The sequence below is a fragment of the Marinomonas sp. MED121 genome (genome assembly GCF_000153025.1).
Lineage (GTDB): Bacteria > Pseudomonadota > Gammaproteobacteria > Pseudomonadales > Marinomonadaceae > Marinomonas.
This window is the reverse complement of the sequence record NZ_CH672432.1, coordinates 1-21,724: the sequence shown is the minus strand read 5'-3', so window position 1 is coordinate 21,724 and position 21,724 is coordinate 1. Positions and strand designations below refer to the sequence as shown.

Sequence of the window (21,724 nt, the reverse complement as noted above, 5' to 3'; positions counted from 1 at the left end):
CATTATCAAGAAGCATTAACATAAAAAAAGGCAGCTCGAAAGCTGCCTATTATGCATTTCTTAAGGAGAAACTAAATTACATGTTCGGATAGTTCGGCCCACCAGCACCCTCAGGAGTTACCCAAGTAATGTTCTGAGCAGGGTCCTTGATATCACAGGTTTTACAGTGCAAACAGTTCTGAGAGTTTATTTGAAATGACGTCTCACCCTCTTGCTCTAGAATCTCATACACACCAGCTGGGCAATATCTTTGTGCAGGCTCAGCAAAACGAGGGAGATTTTGCGCTAATGGGATACTCTCATCTTTCAATTTCAAATGACACGGCTGATCTTCTTCATGATTTGTACTAGATAAGAATACAGACGACAGTTTATCAAAGCTTAATTTTCCATCAGGCTTTGGATATTGAATCTCAGTATGCTTACTTGCATCTTCAAGGGTTGCAAAATCAGGCACTTCGTCTTTAAAAGTAAAAGGAAGCTTTCCAGCAAAAATGTTTTGATCAAACCAGTTATAGGTCCCACCAAGAAAGGTACCTAAGGTATGAAGAACAGGAACAAAGTTTTTGGTTTGGTTCAATTCTTCATAGACCCATGAGGCATTAAACTTAACCAGATAATTATCAAGTTTTTTAGGCTGCTCATCCAGTGCAAGCGCCTCAACAATCGATTCTGCCGCCAGCATACCTGACTTCATCGCAGTGTGAGTACCTTTAATTTTACCTGGATTTAATGTGCCCGCATCACAGCCTATTAGCACACCACCTGGAAAAATCATTTCCGGCAATGACTGTAAGCCCCCTTTTGCAATGGCTCTTGCACCATAAGAAACACGCTTACCTTTTTCTAAATGCTTAGCTATTACAGGGTGGTGTTTATAGCGCTGAAACTCATCGTAAGGACTGATATAAGGATTCGCATAATTTAGATCAACAATGAGACCAACTGCAATTTGATTATTTTCTAAATGATATAAAAAACCACCGCCACCAGCATCGCCATCTAAGGGCCATCCTGCAGTGTGAATAACCGTACCCGGCTTACTCTCTTCTGCTGGCACATCCCATAACTCCTTGATACCAAGGCCGTAGTGCTGTGGTGATACATCTTTATCGAGATTAAAATGAGCAACAAGCTCTTTACCTAAATGGCCTCGGCAACCTTCAGAGAAAACAGTATATTTTGCCTTCAGTATCATACCCGGCATAAAACCATCTTTTTCACTGCCATCTTCAGCAACACCCATGTCACCTGTGATAATACCTTCAACTTGGCCTTTATCATCAAGCACTAATTCAGCCGCACTGAATCCTGGGAAAATCTCCACCCCCATTTCTTCGGCCTGCTCAGCCAACCAACGACATAAGTTACCTAAGCTAATGGCATAATTTCCATCGTTATGTAGGGTTTTTGGAATCATCCAATTAGCAAATTTAATCCCTTTTTTCTCATCTTTAAGCCAATGTAATTCATCAACATTTACCTTGGCATGCAAGGGAGCACCTTGCTCTTTCCATTCAGGGAAAAGCTCATTTAAGGCTTTGGGATCAATGACGGCACCAGAAAATATATGGGCACCGATTTCAGAACCTTTTTCAACCAAACAAACGCTGATTTCTTTTTCTGCTTGTTTAGCCAATTGCATGATTCGACACGCTGTTGATAACCCAGCAGGGCCACCACCAACAATGACTACATCAAACTCCATCTCATCACGTTCTATCATTTTCTCTCCAAACTCAGGCGAAAACCTTTTTTATTATATAAATACAACTCATTGCTTAAATTTAGACTTTTCGTTACTGCCCAACGAAAAGCCTAGATAAACTTATCGCTCAAAACTGGCTGCTGATAAAGTCGACACACTCGCTAAACCTGTCATAATTGTCTGATGTTGGGCTGTCGCTCTGGGCAATATTTGTTGAATATAAAACTCAACAGACTGATGCCAAGAGGCTTTTTGCTCATCAGATAAATTTGAGTCAGGCAATTTAGCTAAGGCTTTAATCTGTAAACAGGCCCCTACAACGTATCCTGTTTGCATCATCAGCGCATATGCTGATCCAGTACCTAGCACTGCATCATCATTCATTTGTGCTAAACATGCCTGTTTTGAAAGGGTTAGATCAGATAAAGCATTAAGTACTAAATCAGTCCCTTTAATCCCCAAACTTTTCGCGACTTGCACTTCTGCAGTTAAATCCTCAACCCAATTACTAAAACCTAACCCCTTGTCAGAGTACATTTTTCTGCCAATTAAATCGAGCGCCTGAATACCATTCGTGCCTTCATAAATAGGCAAAATTCTGGCATCACGGGCATGTTGAGCCACACCCGTTTCTTCAATAAAGCCAACACCACCATGCACCTGAATCGCCAAAGAGGTAATCTCTTGTGCTTGCTCTGTAATCCAACCTTTTACGATTGGGGTATACATATTGACTCGTTCTTTATGGCTGCGTTGCTCAGGCCCTTGGGTTGCATTTGCCAAGTCAATTTCTACCGCCGCACTTAACACCAAAGAGCGCATGGCATCAATTTGAGATTTCATAGTCATCAACATGCGTAAGACATCAGGATGCTCTATGATAGGTGCTCGTTTACTTCGATCAGCGCTCATACCTTGAACACGGTCTTTGGCATAGTCTAGTGCTTGCTGGTAAGCACGCTCGGCAATGGCTAAGCCTTGTAAGCCGACCCCTTGTCTTGCATTGTTCATCATGGTGAACATGGCCATGATACCTTGATGCTCTTGACCAACCAGATAACCAATGGCACCTTGGTTTTCACCAAAACTCATCACACAGGTTGGAGAGGCGTGAATACCTAACTTTTTCTCCACCGAGACAACAGTGACATCATTACGTTCACCTAAAGAACCATCATCCTTTACTAGATATTTAGGAACTAAAAACAGTGAAATACCTTTCACACCCGCTGGGGCATCAGGTAGACGAGCCAACACCAAATGAATGACATTATCCGTCATTTGATGATCACCCCAAGTAATAAATATTTTTTGACCTGATACTAAGAAATGATCACCATTTGGCGTGGCTTTAGCAGCAATAGCAGCGAGATCTGAACCCGCATTAGGTTCGGTCAGATTCATGGTTCCTGTCCATTCACCCGAAACCATATTAGGTAGGAATTTATCTTTTAATGCTTGAGAGCCATGGGTTTCAATCGCTTCGATTGACCCCTGACTAAGTAAAGGACAGAGTGAAAATGCCAGGTTGGCAGACATAACACCTTCATTCACAGCAGCAGCAAGAGAAAAAGGTAAGCCTTGGCCACCAAACTCTTCAGAACCTGCAAGAGAAGACCAGCCCCCTTCTACATATTCTTTAAATGCTTCTTTAAAGCCTTTTGCTTCTTGAACATCACCGTTAACGACACGAGAACCTTCCTGATCGCCAGTATGGTTAAGTGGTGCAATACACTGCTCACTCAGCTTTCCAGCTTCAGATAAAATAGCTTCAACTAAATCCTGATCAACTTCTTCCTCACGATGCGCGTTCAATCGTGCCAATCCAGCAATTTCATTTAAACTGAATAAAATGTCATTTAAAGGGTAACGGTACTCGCTCATTATTATTTTCTCCGAGTCAAAAGCCATTTGTTAACTAATTTATATGTTTTATAGAATGGTCAAAAAAACACAATCCCTCAATAACATTATTTCCCTATATTCCTAACATAATAGTTCAAATAAAACACAAAACACTCGAAAACAGATATTTAAAGCATTGATTTATATGCAATTAATTCGAGGAAACCGATCTATCAAATTTCATATACTCTTCGCTTTTTCTATATTCACCAGGCGTCATTCCTGTCCATTTTTTAAACGATCTAAAAAATGCTGAAGGCTCATCAAACCCCATTAAACCGGCAATATCATTAATGCTCAATTGCGGTGCATTCATATAGGTAATAGCCGCTTCTTTTCGGCACTCGTCTTTAATTTTTTGATAAGAGGTATTTTCTTCAGTTAAGCGCCTTCGCATAGTTGAAACACTCATATTCAACACACTCGCTACCTCTTCGGCGCTTGGCATTTCACGGGAAAAATCTTTACCTAACATGGCCATAACTTGAGATTTCAAGCTGTTATCATTATCAACCATCACTAAAAGTTGATAAGGTGCGGTTTTCAAAAAACCCCTCAAACTATCGTCAGTTTGCACTATCGGCATTTCTAAATAGCTAGCAGGAAAAATAATGGCATTGGCATGCTGGTCAAATTTTACTTCTGATTGAAATAGCGTTTTATAATATTCAACATCCTGCGGCCTTGGGGTGGTGAAATAAGCGGCCTTTAACGATAAACGTCGACCTATCAACCAACTAATAAAATGATGCCACATGGACAAAGTCGTACGAATGGTTTCACTTGATTGAGTTTGTACCAAACTATCAATTGGCATTTCTGACGAAGCAACTTGCCCTAGCGTGACCTTGGCATAGCGCCCTTTTTTAACAAGCGTCGGCTTAACGGTTGCACCCCGACAAATCTCATAGAAGTCACCTATTCGATACAAAGCATGGGCTAAACTTCGAGCGTGAATGATGCAATAACACATCATTCTGAAAGTTCCATTAGGGATCTTTCCTCCAGCTAACATACCAAAAGACTCATCTTGCATCAGCCACATCATATTCTGATACAGCATGCCGTATTTATAGGCAGGAAAAGTTTCCATTTGCGCAACGTCTGCAGCACTCACCCCTAAAGATTCCAATATATTATCGGTCTCAACCCCTTGCTCTTGGGCAGCCTGAAGCAGATAACGCACGCTAGTAATTGGAACACTTGCCTTTTCATTCATATAACACACTCTTTATTTTTGTATCTTCCATTTATTGGCAACTATTTTACATAAAAAAAGGGCTACCGTGGCAGCCCTTTAAGGAAGTATTGAGCAATTAATCTAGCTCTGTAAACGCATCCATCAAATCGTTTACTGAAAGCTCATTGCTTTGTTCAACTGTTTTTTCCTGTGGAATAATGTCTGCTTCAGTTTGCTTAGGTACAAAGGTAAATCGTCGTGGACGAGGTGCAACAGCAGTCTCTTCAACGTCAGGAGCCAAACCTAGTCGAACAAGCTTCTTTTGAGCCTGCTCTTTTCGCAATTTGTTTTTCTTACTGTGAAATTTACTGACTTCTTTAGATTTATGAGCTTTCTTTTGCTCTTTCATCTGTTCTTTGGAGCCTGTTTTTCCCAGTTTTCCGCGCATAGTGCGGGATTTTTTAGTACGTGCCATGATGTCCTCACTTATTACCAGCGCGATTGTATCAGTCTTAACCGGTAAGGTCACCAATCTGGCTAAATCTTAACAATCTCCGTTAAAAGCACGGTGACCTTTTTTACGGCTTTTACCGACATCAGAAAGCAGTGCTTTCACTTGCGCCGCATCATTCTTTTCAATGGCGCTCTCAATTTTTTCAAATTGTCCTATCAGCCTATCAATGCCTTTTTGGTATTGTGACTGTCTTAACGTTAATTCTTCCCCTTCCAACCCTTTTTCTCTAAACAAAAAAGGTTCCTCATCACGAGACTGGCTCAACAGGCTTTTCATCAAATCAATTCGTGTACCTGCTTGCGCTAAGTCACCCTTTTTCACTTCAAATGAAAAGGATTTTAATTCGGTTTTTAAATCTTCCATATATTGATAAAGATTTGTCTCTTCACAGCTGCCTTGAGCAAACGCTGTTGTCGAGATCAGACAAACACAAGTAGCAAAAAAACGTTTCATTCTCACTGATACTCTTCCTATCACTTATTCATAGAATGGCAAATAGCCAATTTAACTTACCAAACACTCAATACTTTTAAAATACATCTAGATTGAACAAGGGTAATTCAATAAAATTAAAGCCTTAGACTATCGCTGGAAGCGCTATGATACAAGTCAACCGATATAAACAACTAGCCTTTGTTAGTTTCATTATGTTTAATCTTGTCCAATCGAGTTATTTGCATGCTGAATGTCGCGACCTTGATGCAGTAACAGCGGCTGATGAATTAGCCTTAAAATTCTTTGTCAGGGCTGAACTCTTTGATCAAGGTAAAGTATTAAAACGACACCTTCCTAGTAAGCGCAAGGAAACCGCTAGCTATATTAAAGATGGTGAAAATTATTACACGTTTTTTGGTTTAGTAGATATCGATTGCAACGCAAGCATCATTAAACGCACACACCCACGAAAATAAAAAACCATTGGATAGAAACCTACCCAATGGCTTTGCTTTTATAATCAAGAATTAAGGTGTTTTTAAGACACCTTCATTAGCTCAGCTATCTTTATCTGAACTTTTATTATCTGAACTTTTATTATCTGAACTTTTATTATCTGAACTTTTATTATCTGAGCTTTTTTTATCTGAGCTATTCTTATCAGAATCTTCGCTCTCTTCTTCCTCATCATCGTCACCCAGCTTAGACAAGGCTTCTAACTTATCAATTACCATTGCATTGATACTGCCTTCAGGGTAAACACCTTCAGCATCTGCAACACCTGGCTCCACTCCCGTTAAAATATGCAATGCTTCATCAGCCGTGTCGATGGCATACACTGAGAACTTACCTTGAGTAACCGCATCTCGCACTTCATCATTTAACATCAGGTTATTAACATTCGACTTAGGTATAATCACCCCTTGAGTTCCCGTCAAACCTCTGGCATGACAGACATTAAAGAAGCCTTCAATTTTTTCATTTACCCCACCGATGGCTTGAACTTCACCATATTGGTTAAGAGAGCCGGTAATGGCAAGATCTTGCCTCAAAGGTAATTGCACCATCGCAGACAATAAACAACACAACTCTGCGGTTGAAGCACTGTCACCATCGACATAACCATAGCTTTGCTCCATGGCAATCGAAGCAGAAATATCTAATGGGTATTTTTGAGCATATTTGCTCCCCAAATAACCAGATAAGATCAACACCCCTTTAGAGTGAATGTTTTGCCCAAGATTTGACTCTCTTTCAATATCGACAATACCTTTACCACCTGGGTATACCGTGGTCGATATTCTTGCTGGCGCACCAAAGCTGCTATCACCAATTTGCATGACAGTCAGCGCATTAATTTTACCAATAGCGGTACCTTCACTATCTAGCAAAACCGTACCCTCAAGAATTTCTTCAATAATCTTTTCACTCACTCGGCCGGTACGATGCATTTTTGCCTTTAATGCCCGCTTAATGTGCTCAGAGGTGGTTATTTCATCTCTTGCCATTTCACGAACAAAGTCAGCTTCACCTAATAGCTCAAATACATCCCCTATTTTGGCAACCATTTCTTTTTGATGTTCAGCCAGCCGACTAGAATACTCAATCAGGCTTGCCACACCATCACGACTCACATCGGCATACCCTTCTTTCGCGATTCTATCTTTTAACAGACGAGCAAATGCATATTCAGTGTCCGCATTACGTTTCAAGCTATCATCGAAATCCACCAAGACCCTAAACATATCCTGAAAATCTGGATCCAGATCTTGCAACAAGTAATATATTTCACGTGAACCAATAAGAATAACCTTAACCTGTAAAGGCACCTCTTCTGGCACCAAGGTCGTAGTATTCATTAACCCCATATCAGCATAAGGTTGTTCAATTTTTAACGTTTTTGTTTTAAGTGCTCGCTTCAATGCCTCCCACAAATAGTGGTCAGCCATTAATTTATCAGCATCTAAAATCAAATAACCGCCATTAGCAGCATGCAAACTACCAGAGCGAATGAGTCTATAACTCGTAATCAGTAAGCCCTGCTCACTACTGTATTCAACCTGGCCGAACAGATTACGGTAAGTTGGATGCGCCTCATAAACAACAGGCGTGCCTCCGTCCAAGGTATGAGTCACAACAATATTTGGTAAATACAACTCTTCATAAACCTGACGACGACTTACCTCATCACGGTTTTCTGTGGCTTTATCATCCACCATTTGATCAATCAGTGTTTTATCAAGGTCCTCACGCATAGCCTTTAGGAATGCAGTGACTGCTTCATTTTCTTGATAGCTTTCAAACAGTGGCTGTATCAGGGTTTCTACAGATTCTTCGACCGTTGCTAAATTAAGCTGCCTGATATTTTCATAGGTTGTTCGCTTCCACTGAGGAAGACTAAGTAACTCATCGTTTAGCAACTTCTCAAGCTCAGATACACCATCCTGGAAAGCATCTCTTTCTTCATCGCTCAAAGAGGCAAACTCAGCATCCTCAAGGGCTTTACCATCTCGCATAGGTGCAAAACTCACTGAGTTTGCATCCCTAAACATGGCCACCCCCATTCTTAACGCCGCACGCTCTACCTTGGTAATCGCCGCCTCATAAAGCTCATTAAAGTCTCTATCAATCGCACTTTTTTGCTGCTGATAATTAGGGTGTTCGAATGCAGCTGGAAATGTCGCCATTAGGCCATCAATAAAATGCCTAATTGCCTGTTCAAAAACCTTAGCTTCACCTGGCTCAAAACTGAGTGCCTTAGCAGAACGATTGTCTGAGAAATTATTGACATAGGTCCATTCTTTAGGGGCAGGTTGTCTTTTTGCTTCACTTTTAAGGTAATTAGAAACATAGGAGGAACGCCCTGTGCCAGATTCCCCCATTGCATATACGTTGTAACCTGGTCTACGCATGGCCACACCAAATTGAATTGCTTCTATGGCCCGCTCTTGACCCAAAATACCACTTAACGCATCCAGCTCCTTTAAACTTGAGAAAGATAAATGTTCATCAGGTACTTTCGCACTTAATGATGACAGAGGTAGTGGACTGACTATTTTGGACATGAAACACCTTCCTAATAACAACAAACATATCGCTCACTAGTATTTTCATGCACTAGTGTTATACCTAAAGATTATCATTCTTTTTAAAAACAGCGAGCGAAAAGTCCATTTGAATTTGTATTTTTTGTTTTTAAATCAATTAATTCCACATAAAACGCGGGATAAGTAAGAGACTAATACAGACATAATTAAAAATATATAAAGTTGAAAAATTAACACCCTAAAAGCGAAGGGATAACTGATTTCTGGCATCAATTCGAGTAAATTTCTGATGGAAATTTTCAGCTGTTTGCTCCAACACAGCCTCAAATCGAACACCTTTCACATCCGCAACCAGTTGAGCCACTTCTGCTACAAACTTAGGTTCATTTTTCTTACCCCTATGCGGTACTGGTGCAAGATAAGGCGCATCGGTTTCAACCAACAAGGAAGTCAAAGGTATTTTTTTAATCACGTCCCTCAATTCATTTGCCGTCTTAAAGGTGGCAATACCTGAAATAGAAATAAGGTAATTTTCATCTAATGCAGCCGCTGCCATCTCGTAAGATTCAGTAAAGCAATGCAAAATCCCACCAACATCGATATTGCCATGGGCTCGAATTAACTTCATGGTCTCTTCTCTTGCCTCACGGGTATGGATTACCAAAGGCAATTGAGTTCGCTTAGCGGCCTCAAGATGAACAATGAAGCTTTGAATCTGCTGTTGATGCAACTCAGTCGATTTCTCATAGAAGAAGTCCAGACCAGTCTCACCAACCGCGGCAACCTTGCCATCCTCAAGCAAGGGCAACAAGTCATCTAGTTCAAGCATCAACCCATCTTTATGTAAGGGATGCACACCCACACTGGCATAAACCCCAGCTCTTTGGGTATAAGACATCACCTTTTCAACTTCACTTAAATCAACGCAAATACTCATAATTTGCTTAACCCCCACCTCAGCAGCAGCATCTAATAACAACTGAAGATCATTGTTATAGGGAGTAAGGTCTAATTTATCTAGATGACAATGTGTATCGATTAACATAATTAAGAAAGCCAATAAATAAGTTCAGACTTAAGTTGAATCTGAAGGTTTAAATTTGTTTTACGGGTTTTATCGTTAAGGGACTGCAACCTGTTAAAGCAATCCATTACCTTGTGAATACCTAAGCGATTTAAAAGTCTGTCTAAGGTTGACTGTATCTGAGACAGATTGGGAACATAAGCCCCTGTTGAATAACAGATACATTGATGAAACAAAGCGGAATAGGCAAACAAAAAATCAGCACTGTTTTTACTATCAAGCTTACTCAATACCAGATCTGCACTCATCTCACCCTGCAAATACTTATCAATATTTTCTGGTACGTCTTTATATAACAAACTTCGCCCACTTTTTGCCAACTGATAAAGAGTAAAAGGTTGCTTTGTGACCCATTGAATATCTGCCACATCATCTTCAAGATCGAGACCGCTAAACCATTCTTCTATTTGAGCTGAACTTGGTTCTGGCAGATTAATCAATAAACAACGGGATCTTACGGTTGCAATAAGCTGACTAGAGGCATCAGCAGTTAAGATAAAGTAAGTGCCAGACGGGGGCTCTTCTAAGGCTTTTAAAACAGCATTGGCAGCATTGATATTCATACTGGCAGCTTGTGCCAATATAACCACTTTGGCATGACTCACTTGCGGACTTGTCGCAACCTTAGTGATAATTTGCCTTATCTGATCAACCTTGATTGTGCCTTCTTGCCCATCCAATAGGTGATAATCAGGGTGAGTGCCTGCGTGGTTTAAACGGCAAGAATGACACTCGCCGCAAGCACTATTGAGCTGTTTCTGATCACATAAAATATCATAGGCTATCTGAGTGGCGAGCAAGTGCTGCCCACCACCATCTTTACCCATTAGCAAGAGAGCATGCGATAGGGCTTGATTTGCTTTTAATTCACCCACCTCACTTTGACTTGCTTCAAGCCAACTTGGCAACTTAGTCAAGGCCGTATCATTCACGATAGACCCTTTAGCTTCTCAAGCTCTTGTTTAACCGCTAAGTTAACATTTTCAATAGGCTGGCTCGCATCAATCAAACAATAATGATTGCTTGTCTTTTCTCTCGCTAAAAATGCATCCCTAACCATTTGATGGAATACCACAGGCTCATCATCCAACCTATCCGACTGAGCGCGTTTTTCTACTCGGCTCAAACCGATATCAACAGGCACATCAAATAATAAGGTTTTATCCGGCTTGCACCCCTGTAAAACCCACTCAGCTAACTGATCTATTTTTTTAAGATCCCCCCCTCTTGCCGCACCTTGATAAACATAAGAGGAGTCAACAAAACGATCAGAAATAACCCACTTACCGGCATCAATTGCAGGTTTGATTTTTTCTTTAATATGCTGAGTACGCGCTGCAAACATGAGCAAAAGCTCAGTTTCATCGTGAATTTTTTCTTCACGATGGGACAATATCATGTTACGAATTTCTTCAGCGAGTGGCGTGCCACCAGGCTCTCGGGTAATAATATATTCTATATTTTGAGACTCCAACCAAGCCTTTATATACTTAATACAGGTGGATTTTCCACTCCCCTCTCCGCCTTCAAGCGTAATAAATTTACCTTTTATCATTTCACCTTCTTATAAACTATAACTAGGCTCTCATTTTTATTGACTTGGTTTCGATTGATAATCTTTACGTCGTTGAAAGCGCTGATATTTAGCGACAGCAGCATTGTGCTGCTTGAGTGTATTTGAAAAAACATGGGTTCCGTCACCACGGGCAACAAAATAAAGTGCCTTGGTTTTTTGCGGGTTGAGCGCCGCTTCAATGGCAGCCTCACCCACATTAGCAATTGGCGTGGGTGGTAAACCATAGATACGATAAGTATTGTAGGGCGTATTTTGCTTAAGGTGCTTTCGACGAATATTTCCATCATAACTTGAACCCAAACCATAAATAACCGTTGGGTCTGTTTGCAACCTCATATTGAGATTAAGCCGGTTTATAAAAACACCTGCAATTAGTGGCCTCTCTACCTGAGCCCCTGTTTCTTTTTCAACGATAGAAGCCATTATTAAAGACTCTTGAACGTTTTTATAGGGTAATTTTTTATCGTGTTCTTGCCAGTAACGATCAAGCACCTGTGCTAGTTTTTTATTTGCTTGCAGTAAGATTGAACGATCGGTATCTCCTTCAGCATAGGTATAAGTATTGGCAAAGAATTGCCCCTCAGCATGCTTAACGCCCAATGCAAGCTTAGTGGCTATATCACGATTAGACTCACCCAATAAGGTCATCTTGATATTGCCTTTATCTGCCATTGCCTTTAAATAATCTTGTGTTGTTTTGCCCTCTATTAAAGTCACTTGGTACTGAATAGCCTTGCCAGAATCAAATAAGGCCAACACAGATAGCAAGCTCATATCAGGTTCAATGTGATACTTGCCAACTTTAGGAACCCATTGAGGGTTGAGCTTAAACGCAATCTTTACAAGAATAGGATTAATGATCCAGCCATTATCCGTTAAATGCGCACCTATGGTTGCACTGGTAGCCCCCGCATCTAACTTAAAGCTTGTCGACTCTTCGAGTAAAATGGGCTTAGTAAGGTGAAAATAAATACCTGCTGCTGAAATAGCAGACAAACTAACCAACAATAAAATGCAACGCCATAACCAGGTAAACATCTAGCAATAAATCCTTTGGACTTTAATTCAATTTCATCAGCGACTGTAGTCGCTTAGTATTCTTTCCAATCACAAAATCATGTTGAAAATGTGATTGAATGCAGGTAACCGGAACCACTGACATCAAACTATTACAAATAAAGACTTCGTCCGCTCCCAACACATCCTTTAAAGTAAAACGCCCCACATTAATAGTGGTAGATGATGACGCTAATATATTGGCGCGCAAAGTCCCTTGCACCCCACTTCGATTTAACAAAGGCGTGTATAAAGTATCATTTTTAAACCAAAAGAGATTGCTTTGAATACATTCAATTACGACACCATCATCATCCAGTAAAATACTTTCAAAAAAATCAGCCTCACTAGTCACTTGGTTCACTTTATCCTGTGCTTGCTTTGCCAAAACATTCTCTAAACGATTTAGATGCTTAAGCCCAGCTACAGAGGCATTAATGGAGGCATTAATAGGTGACACAGATAAACGCACACCTAGGTCAGCAAGGGATTGATAGCTAGGAGCGTCCATAAAGCCAATAACCAAGGTGACATTTGGATCATTTGGGGGGAGATAACCACGACCACCAGAGCCACGAGTGACAATGATTTTAGCGCATTGACGACCTTGGGATTGCTGTTGAACGAAAGAGAAGGCTTTATCTAACTCATCTTGAGTAAAAGGAATACAAAGTCTATGGCACGCTCGCGTGAGACGCGCTTTATGAAAGTCAGCTAAGAGTATCTTATCTTGATCTAATAATAAGGTTTCAAATACACCATCGCCATAGGCGAATCCCCTATCAGTAACAGCGACTTCATTCGTTTCAAGATAATTGATAAACCACGTCATACGATCCCGCTTATAAACAAATCACTTCCTAACAGAAGATAAATTTAATGAGCTTGGTATTACATAGAAATGTGCAAGAAGATGCAAACAAAGAATGGCGTCCCATAGGGGGTTCGAACCCCTGTTACCGCCGTGAAAGGGCGGTGTCCTAGACCTCTAGACGAATGGGACGTAATTTATTCTTACGAATAATGGAGCGGGAAACGAGGCTCGAACTCGCGACCCCAACCTTGGCAAGGTTGTGCTCTACCACTGAGCTATTCCCGCAAAAAATACTAATAAGTAACACACTTATAAAGTGGCGTCCCATAGGGGGTTCGAACCCCTGTTACCGCCGTGAAAGGGCGGTGTCCTAGACCTCTAGACGAATGGGACAGCAATCGGCATTAAACATTATGTGTGTACCATCAACTTAAATACCGTAAAAGCTAATGGCGTCCCATAGGGGGTTCGAACCCCTGTTACCGCCGTGAAAGGGCGGTGTCCTAGACCTCTAGACGAATGGGACACATAATTTTCTCGGGCATTATACCCTATTTCATTTCTTTGTCACTTAAATGGAGCGGGAAACGAGGCTCGAACTCGCGACCCCAACCTTGGCAAGGTTGTGCTCTACCACTGAGCTATTCCCGCATTTTTAATCATTTAACAAGCAAGCTTATTAAATGGCGTCCCATAGGGGGTTCGAACCCCTGTTACCGCCGTGAAAGGGCGGTGTCCTAGACCTCTAGACGAATGGGACACAACAAATCTTTATACACTTAAATGGAGCGGGAAACGAGGCTCGAACTCGCGACCCCAACCTTGGCAAGGTTGTGCTCTACCACTGAGCTATTCCCGCATTTTTTAATCATTCAATAAGCAAGCTTATTAAATGGCGTCCCATAGGGGGTTCGAACCCCTGTTACCGCCGTGAAAGGGCGGTGTCCTAGACCTCTAGACGAATGGGACACATAGTGCACTGGACATCTCTGCCCTACTGAAACTTTCATTCAGCTGTTTATGGAGCGGGAAACGAGGCTCGAACTCGCGACCCCAACCTTGGCAAGGTTGTGCTCTACCACTGAGCTATTCCCGCATTCCATAAACTACTCTTACTAACTTTTAAGTTAAGTAAATTGGCGTCCCATAGGGGGTTCGAACCCCTGTTACCGCCGTGAAAGGGCGGTGTCCTAGACCTCTAGACGAATGGGACAATTCTTTCTGCTCTACCCTATTATCAAACAAAGTACGAACTAACTCTTATAAATCAAATGCAGAGCTCGGCCTACATCTTCAAATTCTTGGCGTCCCATAGGGGGTTCGAACCCCTGTTACCGCCGTGAAAGGGCGGTGTCCTAGACCTCTAGACGAATGGGACAACACTGTTGATTTTTAACCCGCAAACAAAGATAGTTAGTGGAGCGGGAAACGAGGCTCGAACTCGCGACCCCAACCTTGGCAAGGTTGTGCTCTACCACTGAGCTATTCCCGCAATCAACTTGCTTTACGATTAACACAAAACTGCCATTTAATGGCGTCCCATAGGGGGTTCGAACCCCTGTTACCGCCGTGAAAGGGCGGTGTCCTAGACCTCTAGACGAATGGGACAACACTGTTGATTTTTAACCCGCAAACAAAGATAGTTAGTGGAGCGGGAAACGAGGCTCGAACTCGCGACCCCAACCTTGGCAAGGTTGTGCTCTACCACTGAGCTATTCCCGCAATCAACTTGCTTTACGATTAACACAAAACTGCCATTTAATGGCGTCCCATAGGGGGTTCGAACCCCTGTTACCGCCGTGAAAGGGCGGTGTCCTAGACCTCTAGACGAATGGGACATACTGTTTGTGTTGCCGTGTCAGCGGGGGCGTATATTACTGTTACCAGCCTGAAAATCAACAGTTTTTTATAATTTCTGTTAAAGTATTTTCTGAAAAGGCTAATTTAATCAAATAGATCGATCAAAATGGAGTCCATGATGTCGCTTAAACCCCTTATCATTATTGCGTTAGCAGGTTTTATCAGTGGCTGCGCCAATACTACCCATAATGTTGCCATAGAACCTAGCCTTACATTGCAAACCGCCCTCCTTACTAACACCCATCAAATTAATGTAACAACGGATAGCCTGGTCGCACAAAAAATTGGCAGCATTGACACTGCAATAAACGAGCATGCCGATATAGTTATCAGCAACCAGCTAGAAGAAAGTGTCAACATTAAGGTCATTCAAGGATTAGAATCACTTGGCTTTAATCTACAGCAAGGCAAGACACCGGCCTCTCATTTAGGCGTATCCATTACACAACTGGTTTATCAAACAGAAACAAAGGGCCTTAAAACAGTTGCAACAATGAACTTCACCTTAAAAGCAAACCTAAAGACCGCCAACAAGAATTACAAAGCCAGTTACAGCTCTGAAATTGTTGACGAGTTCGCCACCCTACCCAGTCAAACTGAGATTGAAAAGCGTCTTAATGAGGTAGCAGGTAAAACCGTGACTCGACTGCTTAACGATTCCAATATTCGCTTACTACTGCAAGAGTGAGAATACTTCCCAGTACAGGTTGAGATTAACCCTAACTTAAGCTAACGCCTTCACAACTGAATGAAGGCTGACTAATCAAAGGATCAGAAGTGCAAATTCGTAAATCAAATAAACTTGCTAACATCTGCTATGAAATACGAGGACCCGTGCTCAAAGAAGCCATGAGAATGGAAGATGAAGGCCAAAGAATTTTAAAACTCAACATAGGCAACCCGGCCCCTTTTGGTTTTGAAGCCCCTGACGAGATTTTAGTCGATGTCATTCACAACCTACCTACGGCGCAAGGTTACTGTGAATCAAAAGGCCTTTACTCAGCACGAAAAGCTGTCATGCAGAAATATCAGGCCATGGGAATACGCTCCCTTGACGTTAATGATATCTGGATGGGGAACGGTGTCAGCGAGCTTATTGTCATGTGCATGCAAGCACTTTTAAATGATGGTGATGAGATTCTCATTCCAGCCCCTGACTACCCACTTTGGACTGCTGCCGCTACGCTATCTGGTGGCTATGTAAAGCATTATCGTTGCGACCCTGAAAATGAATGGCAACCGGACATAAAGGATATAAAGTCCAAAATATCCAACAAAACTAAAGCTTTAGTGATTATCAACCCCAATAATCCCACTGGCGCTGTGTATGACAAGACGACACTCGAGTCTCTAGTTGCCATTGCCAAAGAGCATAATCTTATTATTTTTTCTGACGAGATTTATGATGGCATTTTATATGACGACGCCAAACACATCCCTACCGCCACACTCACCAAAGATGACGCACTCTGCATAACCTTTGGTGGTCTTTCAAAAGTTTATCGCACCGCTGGCTTCCGTTCTGGCTGGATGCTTCTAACCGGCCCCAAGAGCCATGCTAAAGATTACATTGAAGGCCTAGACATGTTGGCCTCCATGCGACTTTGCGCTAATGTACCCGCTCAACACGCCGTTCAAACAGCACTAGGTGGCTATCAAAGCATCAATGAATTAACTTGCCCTGGAGGACGGCTCTATGAACAGCGAAAAGTCGCATGGGAAATACTGGATAGCATAAAGGGGGTTCACTGCTTTAAACCCAAAGGGGCTTTATATCTATTCCCACAACTAGACCCTAAATACTATGATATTAAAAATGATGTCGATTTAGTCATGGACTTCTTACAACAAGAAAAAGTATTACTTGTACATGGGACAGGCTTCAATTGGCCGACACATGATCATGTGAGAATTGTATTCTTACCACATATTGAAGAGCTTATCCCTGCAATGGAGCGATTTGCCCGCTTCTTAGATAAAATACGCCGTTAAGACTATTTCGGGACGAGACAACTACCACAAAAAAGCCGCATACTTATGCGGCTTTTTAATTGAGTCGGTTAAAACACGAGATATAGAATCCTTTTTAGGTCAGATTAACTTACCCTGCTCATACAAAGATCGATAGATATAAGCCGTAATAAGTAGCACTTGCTCTTTAGTCAAATCGACAAACTTAACACCAAAGGTATACATGGTAACGAGCTTAGTGAGCTCTTCATCTTCTCCCTCCTCGTTAAACACAGGCACTTCAATCGTATTCTCTTCGCGGTAACACAACTCACAACACACCTTAAAAACTTCATCAAACCCTTCCACATTTAAATGCAAAGCGGCACGACAAAACTCACCAACATCACCCAAATCGTGTTTTGAGGTAAAACGACCTCCCCCAACGCTTAAATTAATCAGCTTAGCCGCCACCTTTTTCTTAAGCGAAGAGTCATCATTAAAAGGCTCAACCGAGGTAATTAAGCTGGTATCCAAACGGGCCGCATTTCTAACAACAGATGACTCAACCACCTCAGGATAAACAAGATGAAGATAGGCAACAGGTTCACGACAGCTTTTTTCAATTTTACTGGAAAAAGCACATACTTTTGTCCCCATCATAAAGCGAGCTTTTATAATAGAGGTTTCCCTTAACCAAACACTTTTGCCATCAATCCTTGGCGCAGTCACTATCAGAGTTTTATTTGGCAAACAGCCCACTACTTTTACTGAGTAACGCTCTTTCGTCGCAATTAACTCAATCTGCAGGCTTAAACCAAAAGGCACACCAATTTCATCCATGCTTACTTTTAAAACTTCAGCCATGAAATCCTCTTCCAAACAGCATAAAAACATCTATTTAAAACAATAGCAGCTCACAAAGAATTAACCCTTTCCTTAATTAGAAAAAGTTAAAACACCTAGTCATTTTGGATTAATTTAGAAAAAATTAATAGCATTTTCATAGACTAAGCTAATAATAGATATCGCCCGTTTTAGCACTTTCTTTAGTAAATTCTAAACAATGAAAATCAGGAAAAAAATCAAAAGAAGCAAACCTATTCGCAGCTTTATGCAACTAGTCATCACACTGTGATAGCAAGACAATAAAAAAATACTAAAGCAAACAATAAAAAATGCGGTACGGGAAGGCTTAGGAACCTAGGAGAGCAAACATCAAGCTAGTTGTTATGTGGATGACCAGACCAAGCGTTAAATAAGAATCATAAAAATACTGCTAGCCTAAAAAAACGTCTATTTCAGAAAGGACAAGACTGAGTAGCGGTTTTCCAGATCTGCTAAGCCGGTCTTAATTAATACAATTTAAAGGCACTGATGCATCAGAACTTATTCACCATCACCTTAGAGCAAAGCTCGCTTAATGCTTTTGCATTAAGCGTTTTTCCAAAATATAAGCAGTCAGTAGAATTTTCTTTTCTTTAGTAATATCTGTAAATTTAAAGCCATACACATATAAAAAGTCAGATTCCATTTTAGAAATAAAGGCATTATCTTGCAGCGAGGACTCAACCTGCTCACGCATTTGAACTTCTTGAGTTCGTATCTCACACCTGATTTTCAGCACCTGGTTAAATCCAGCAACATTAAGGTTCAACGCTAGGTTAAGCACATTCCCTTCGTGCCCAAAATCATTTTTTGATATTAGCCTGCAGCCACCCAAACTTAAATCCACCAAGAAGCCCGAGTCAATTGATTCAATCGATTCTGGATCATTTAAAGGCTCAACCGCTGAAATCAGCCTTGTTTCGACTCTTACCGATTGCCTTACCACGGAGGTTTCAACAAATTCAGGGTAACTAAGGTGAAGATGAGGCAAAGGCTCAAGGTAGCTTTTCGCTACTTTGGTTGAAAATGCGCACACAGCCGTATCAAGCATCAATCTAGCCATCACAATTTGATTGTCACGTACTAAAATATTTTTGCCATTGACCATGGGACAACTCACAATCAAAGAGCGACGTGGCACATGCCCAATTATTTTAACCGTATGTCTTGCAGACGATGGAATAAACTCAAGTTGCAAGTTCGCTCCTAAGGATATCTCTAAATCATCCAAGCCCACTTGTTCTACTTCAGCCATTATTACCTCTTATTATTCTATTCTTACTCAAACTTTTTCACTAAAACCTAGCGCCAATAAATCCACATACTCTTTAGCAACTTGACAGGTTGAAAACTCATCTCGTTCTACATAATGCTTCCTGAGATAGTCAAACTCCCCACCCACGTGTGATCGACTCATTAATTGGCGCATTTTTGAGTCGTCTGCGGCTAAATTATAAATAGCATGGCAGGCATGAGCGATTAACAGGTGCCTATCATACTGGGGAGAAAATTCAATACTCGCCAAAGCCCCTCTACTCAAACCATTGTGTTCATTAAACGCTGCATCAAGACCAAAATGCTGACAAAATGCTTGATACACCATCAAGGTTCCTTTCTCACGCCCTTGTAAGCTATAACCAGCAATATGTGGTGTCGCGATATCAGCAAGTGCCATTAACTCTTTATCAATATTAGGCTCACCTGCCCATACATCTAATACAAGGTTAAGATCACAATTAAGTTCATTGTATCGCTTCAATAAGGACTTTTCGTGAAGGACCCCCCCTCTACCTGCTGATACTATGCTAGCGCCTGGTTTTAACAGAGCTAATAAAGACTCATCAATCATGCCCTTAGTTGGAAATTCACCCGCCTGTGTAAGTGGTGCATGCAAACATATCACATCACAAACCATCACACTTTCAAGATTATTGAAAGGAACACCATCTAAGTTAGCTAGCTGAGATTGAAATGGATCATAAACAACCAAATCACACCCTAGCGCCTTTAATCTTGCATAGACTCTTTTACCTACATTACCAAAGCCAATAATGCCAATTTTTGCCTTTAACCAAGACACACCTTTGTGTAAATACAAGTAACTCAACGCACTTAAAACATAATCTGCAACGGCATTGGCATTACAACCAGGCGCACTAGCAAAGCCAATTTTGTTTTCAGCAAGGTAATCTTGATCAATATGATCAACCCCAATTGTCGCAGTACCGACAAATTTAATATCGGTTCCATCAAGCAAGGTCGAATTCACTTTAGTTACAGAACGCACAAGAAGCGCATCCGCCCCCTTTAAATCACAGGCATTAACAGTACGACCATTAACGTAACTTACATCTGCAATATCCATGAACAATTCAGCCACTTTAGGCATATTTTCATCAACAACGATTTTCAAGTCTATTCTCTTTAATTACAAACACTATAAAAAGGGATTTACTTAATGGCTAACGGACTCACTAAGCCATTCATATAATTGGGCTTGAGTATTAAAACTTAGCCCTCTATTTTGTGCTAAAGCACGAATAAAGCTTAGCGCTCTTGGCGGCAATTGATCTGACGAATGAGAGGACAAAAAGTTCAAAACTTGCTTTTCGACCTTTATTTTAAAGGGTGTCGCATCATATTCAGGCAAAGCTAAATTATCCACACTCACTCTAAAAGGTATATTGGCAGCAAAATGAAACAATAACTCAATCGCTTGCGGCTTTATTTCAACATCCTCAAACGCTTTTTGCTGATTTGTATCACGACCATCTGCTTCATACCAATAGCCATAATCCTCTAATAAACGGCGAGCGTTACCAGCGATTACCCAATGACTAATCTCATGAAAAGCACTTGAGATATAATCCTCTCGAAAAATAACTTTTGCACTCTCTGTTTTTGTCATAGGACGATAAAGCGGCTCATCCGCGCCGCCGATTAACTCAGTATCAAACATCTCAATAAAGGTTTGATTAAAGAGTGAGATTAACTGGATAGCATCTAATTTAACGTGATCTTTTAACCTAGGCTGTAGCAAGAAGAACTCCACAAGGGCCAGCTTTTAAAAAAATAAATAAGGGTCAAATATTGGCGCTGAATTTTATCTGGAAATGACCGTCAGCGTAAGCATTCACCACAAGATAATCTCAGGTTCCCTAGATAAAAACAAAAACACCCGCAAAAGCGGGTGTTTAAAAAGAGCAAAAGAGACACTAAGGCATCTTATCCTCGATAATATCGAGCAGGCACAAAAGGCATAGGTGATTTTTTAAGGGGGATTTGCTTACCACGAACTAACGCAAACACATTTTCTGGATCCGCATCCGTTGCAACATAAGCCATTAAAATAGGCACAGACAAACTTGGCGCAAAGCCACCACTTGTCACTTCACCAACAACCTTACCCTCTAGATCAACAATTTCAACTCCTTCACGAACTGGTGCTTTACCTTGTGCGATAAAACCAAGACGCTTACGGCTAACCTCCACTTTATTCGTGGCTTGTGGCAATTGAGGTAAGATGACACTATCACCTGCAAACCCACCTTCACGCTCACCGCCTTCACGGCGAACTTTTTGAACCGCCCATGTTAAAGCCGCTTCTGATGGGGTTGTCCTTGTATTTATGTCATGACCATAAAGACACAATCCAGCCTCTAAACGCAAAGAGTCACGCGCTCCTAGACCAATCCACTCAACCTCTT

Annotated in this window: 19 protein-coding genes and 15 tRNA genes; 3 read left to right on the top strand and 31 right to left on the bottom strand. The window is 41.2% G+C overall.

Annotated elements, in window-relative coordinates; genetic code table 11:
• Nucleotides 1-76: 76 nt before the first annotated feature.
• The 5 genes from MED121_RS15455 to MED121_RS15435 form a co-directional block, all read right to left on the bottom strand.
• A complete protein-coding gene (locus tag MED121_RS15455) occupies nt 77-1,726 on the bottom strand; it encodes an electron transfer flavoprotein-ubiquinone oxidoreductase (protein WP_009834648.1) in 1,650 nt (549 codons plus the stop codon).
• A 102-nt stretch (nt 1,727-1,828) separates the two neighbouring features.
• A complete protein-coding gene (locus tag MED121_RS15450) occupies nt 1,829-3,592 on the bottom strand; it encodes an acyl-CoA dehydrogenase family protein (protein ID WP_009834647.1) in 1,764 nt (587 codons plus the stop codon).
• 172 nt (nt 3,593-3,764) lie between these two features.
• Nucleotides 3,765-4,832 (bottom strand): AraC family transcriptional regulator, encoded by a 1,068-nt coding sequence (locus MED121_RS15445; RefSeq protein ID WP_009834646.1) that lies wholly within the window; start codon nt 4,830-4,832, stop codon nt 3,765-3,767.
• A 97-nt stretch (nt 4,833-4,929) separates the two neighbouring features.
• The gene (locus MED121_RS15440) at nt 4,930-5,268 is read right to left on the bottom strand and encodes a hypothetical protein (RefSeq protein ID WP_036180899.1); all 339 of its coding nucleotides are present in this window, start codon (nt 5,266-5,268) and stop codon (nt 4,930-4,932) included.
• 69 nt (nt 5,269-5,337) lie between these two features.
• Entirely contained in the window at nt 5,338-5,760 is a 423-nt protein-coding gene (locus MED121_RS15435) for a cytochrome b562 (RefSeq protein ID WP_009834644.1), read from the bottom strand.
• Between the two features lie 146 nt (nt 5,761-5,906).
• Between MED121_RS15435 and MED121_RS15430 the strand changes: the two genes are divergently transcribed.
• Nucleotides 5,907-6,218: a hypothetical protein gene (locus MED121_RS15430; protein ID WP_009834643.1), complete on the top strand. Its 312-nt coding sequence runs from the start codon at nt 5,907-5,909 to the stop codon at nt 6,216-6,218.
• 81 nt (nt 6,219-6,299) lie between these two features.
• On the opposite strand, the gene MED121_RS15425 is transcribed toward MED121_RS15430, so the two are convergent.
• The 21 genes from MED121_RS15425 to MED121_RS15325 form a co-directional block, all read right to left on the bottom strand.
• Nucleotides 6,300-8,807, bottom strand: coding sequence for an ATP-binding protein (locus MED121_RS15425; RefSeq protein ID WP_009834642.1), 2,508 nt, complete (start codon nt 8,805-8,807; stop codon nt 6,300-6,302).
• Between the two features lie 220 nt (nt 8,808-9,027).
• Entirely contained in the window at nt 9,028-9,834 is an 807-nt protein-coding gene (locus MED121_RS15420) for a TatD family hydrolase (protein ID WP_009834641.1), read from the bottom strand.
• A gap of 2 nt (nt 9,835-9,836) precedes the next feature.
• Entirely contained in the window at nt 9,837-10,805 is a 969-nt protein-coding gene (gene holB / locus MED121_RS15415; protein WP_009834640.1) for a DNA polymerase III subunit delta', read from the bottom strand.
• Nucleotides 10,802-11,428: a dTMP kinase gene (gene tmk, locus MED121_RS15410; protein ID WP_009834639.1), complete on the bottom strand. Its 627-nt coding sequence runs from the start codon at nt 11,426-11,428 to the stop codon at nt 10,802-10,804. The genes holB and tmk overlap by 4 nt, the downstream gene beginning before the upstream one ends.
• 36 nt (nt 11,429-11,464) lie before the next feature.
• Nucleotides 11,465-12,487: an endolytic transglycosylase MltG gene (gene mltG, locus MED121_RS15405; protein WP_009834638.1), complete on the bottom strand. Its 1,023-nt coding sequence runs from the start codon at nt 12,485-12,487 to the stop codon at nt 11,465-11,467.
• A 22-nt stretch (nt 12,488-12,509) separates the two neighbouring features.
• A complete protein-coding gene (gene pabC / locus MED121_RS15400) occupies nt 12,510-13,337 on the bottom strand; it encodes an aminodeoxychorismate lyase (protein WP_009834637.1) in 828 nt (275 codons plus the stop codon).
• Nucleotides 13,338-13,432: 95 nt separating this feature from the next.
• Nucleotides 13,433-13,508 (bottom strand) — tRNA-Glu (locus MED121_RS15395).
• A gap of 21 nt (nt 13,509-13,529) precedes the next feature.
• A tRNA-Gly gene (locus MED121_RS15390) sits at nt 13,530-13,604 on the bottom strand.
• A gap of 32 nt (nt 13,605-13,636) precedes the next feature.
• A tRNA-Glu gene (locus MED121_RS15385) sits at nt 13,637-13,712 on the bottom strand.
• A 57-nt stretch (nt 13,713-13,769) separates the two neighbouring features.
• Nucleotides 13,770-13,845, bottom strand: a tRNA-Glu gene (locus MED121_RS15380).
• A gap of 50 nt (nt 13,846-13,895) precedes the next feature.
• Nucleotides 13,896-13,970 (bottom strand) — tRNA-Gly (locus MED121_RS15375).
• 33 nt (nt 13,971-14,003) lie between these two features.
• Nucleotides 14,004-14,079 (bottom strand) — tRNA-Glu (locus MED121_RS15370).
• Between the two features lie 24 nt (nt 14,080-14,103).
• Nucleotides 14,104-14,178: transfer RNA gene (locus tag MED121_RS15365), tRNA-Gly, on the bottom strand.
• A gap of 34 nt (nt 14,179-14,212) precedes the next feature.
• A tRNA-Glu gene (locus tag MED121_RS15360) sits at nt 14,213-14,288 on the bottom strand.
• A 52-nt stretch (nt 14,289-14,340) separates the two neighbouring features.
• A tRNA-Gly gene (locus MED121_RS15355) sits at nt 14,341-14,415 on the bottom strand.
• A gap of 41 nt (nt 14,416-14,456) precedes the next feature.
• A tRNA-Glu gene (locus MED121_RS15350) sits at nt 14,457-14,532 on the bottom strand.
• An 89-nt stretch (nt 14,533-14,621) separates the two neighbouring features.
• Nucleotides 14,622-14,697: transfer RNA gene (locus MED121_RS15345), tRNA-Glu, on the bottom strand.
• A gap of 39 nt (nt 14,698-14,736) precedes the next feature.
• Nucleotides 14,737-14,811 (bottom strand) — tRNA-Gly (locus tag MED121_RS15340).
• Nucleotides 14,812-14,851: 40 nt separating this feature from the next.
• Nucleotides 14,852-14,927, bottom strand: a tRNA-Glu gene (locus MED121_RS15335).
• A 39-nt stretch (nt 14,928-14,966) separates the two neighbouring features.
• Nucleotides 14,967-15,041: transfer RNA gene (locus tag MED121_RS15330), tRNA-Gly, on the bottom strand.
• 40 nt (nt 15,042-15,081) lie between these two features.
• Nucleotides 15,082-15,157 (bottom strand) — tRNA-Glu (locus MED121_RS15325).
• 140 nt (nt 15,158-15,297) lie between these two features.
• On the opposite strand from MED121_RS15325, the gene MED121_RS15320 reads away from it, so the two are divergent.
• Both MED121_RS15320 and MED121_RS15315 read left to right on the top strand, forming a co-directional pair.
• On the top strand, nt 15,298-15,867 hold the full coding sequence (locus MED121_RS15320) for a YajG family lipoprotein (protein ID WP_050764606.1): 570 nt from the start codon (nt 15,298-15,300) through the stop codon (nt 15,865-15,867).
• Between the two features lie 89 nt (nt 15,868-15,956).
• Nucleotides 15,957-17,171, top strand: coding sequence for a pyridoxal phosphate-dependent aminotransferase (locus tag MED121_RS15315; protein WP_009834635.1), 1,215 nt, complete (start codon nt 15,957-15,959; stop codon nt 17,169-17,171).
• Between the two features lie 99 nt (nt 17,172-17,270).
• On the opposite strand, the gene MED121_RS15310 is transcribed toward MED121_RS15315, so the two are convergent.
• From MED121_RS15310 to MED121_RS15290, 5 genes are all read right to left on the bottom strand, one after another.
• On the bottom strand, nt 17,271-17,996 hold the full coding sequence (locus tag MED121_RS15310) for a flagellar brake protein (protein ID WP_050764605.1): 726 nt from the start codon (nt 17,994-17,996) through the stop codon (nt 17,271-17,273).
• A gap of 553 nt (nt 17,997-18,549) precedes the next feature.
• The gene (locus MED121_RS15305; RefSeq protein WP_009834633.1) at nt 18,550-19,272 is read right to left on the bottom strand and encodes a flagellar brake protein; all 723 of its coding nucleotides are present in this window, start codon (nt 19,270-19,272) and stop codon (nt 18,550-18,552) included.
• Nucleotides 19,273-19,299: 27 nt separating this feature from the next.
• Nucleotides 19,300-20,430, bottom strand: a complete 1,131-nt coding sequence (locus MED121_RS15300; RefSeq protein WP_009834632.1) for a 4-phosphoerythronate dehydrogenase — start codon at nt 20,428-20,430, stop codon at nt 19,300-19,302.
• 42 nt (nt 20,431-20,472) lie between these two features.
• Nucleotides 20,473-21,057: an elongation factor P hydroxylase gene (locus MED121_RS15295; RefSeq protein ID WP_207382827.1), complete on the bottom strand. Its 585-nt coding sequence runs from the start codon at nt 21,055-21,057 to the stop codon at nt 20,473-20,475.
• Between the two features lie 185 nt (nt 21,058-21,242).
• On the bottom strand, nt 21,243-21,724 hold a 482-nt coding region (locus MED121_RS15290), incomplete at its 5' end, for a glycine cleavage T C-terminal barrel domain-containing protein (protein ID WP_009834630.1).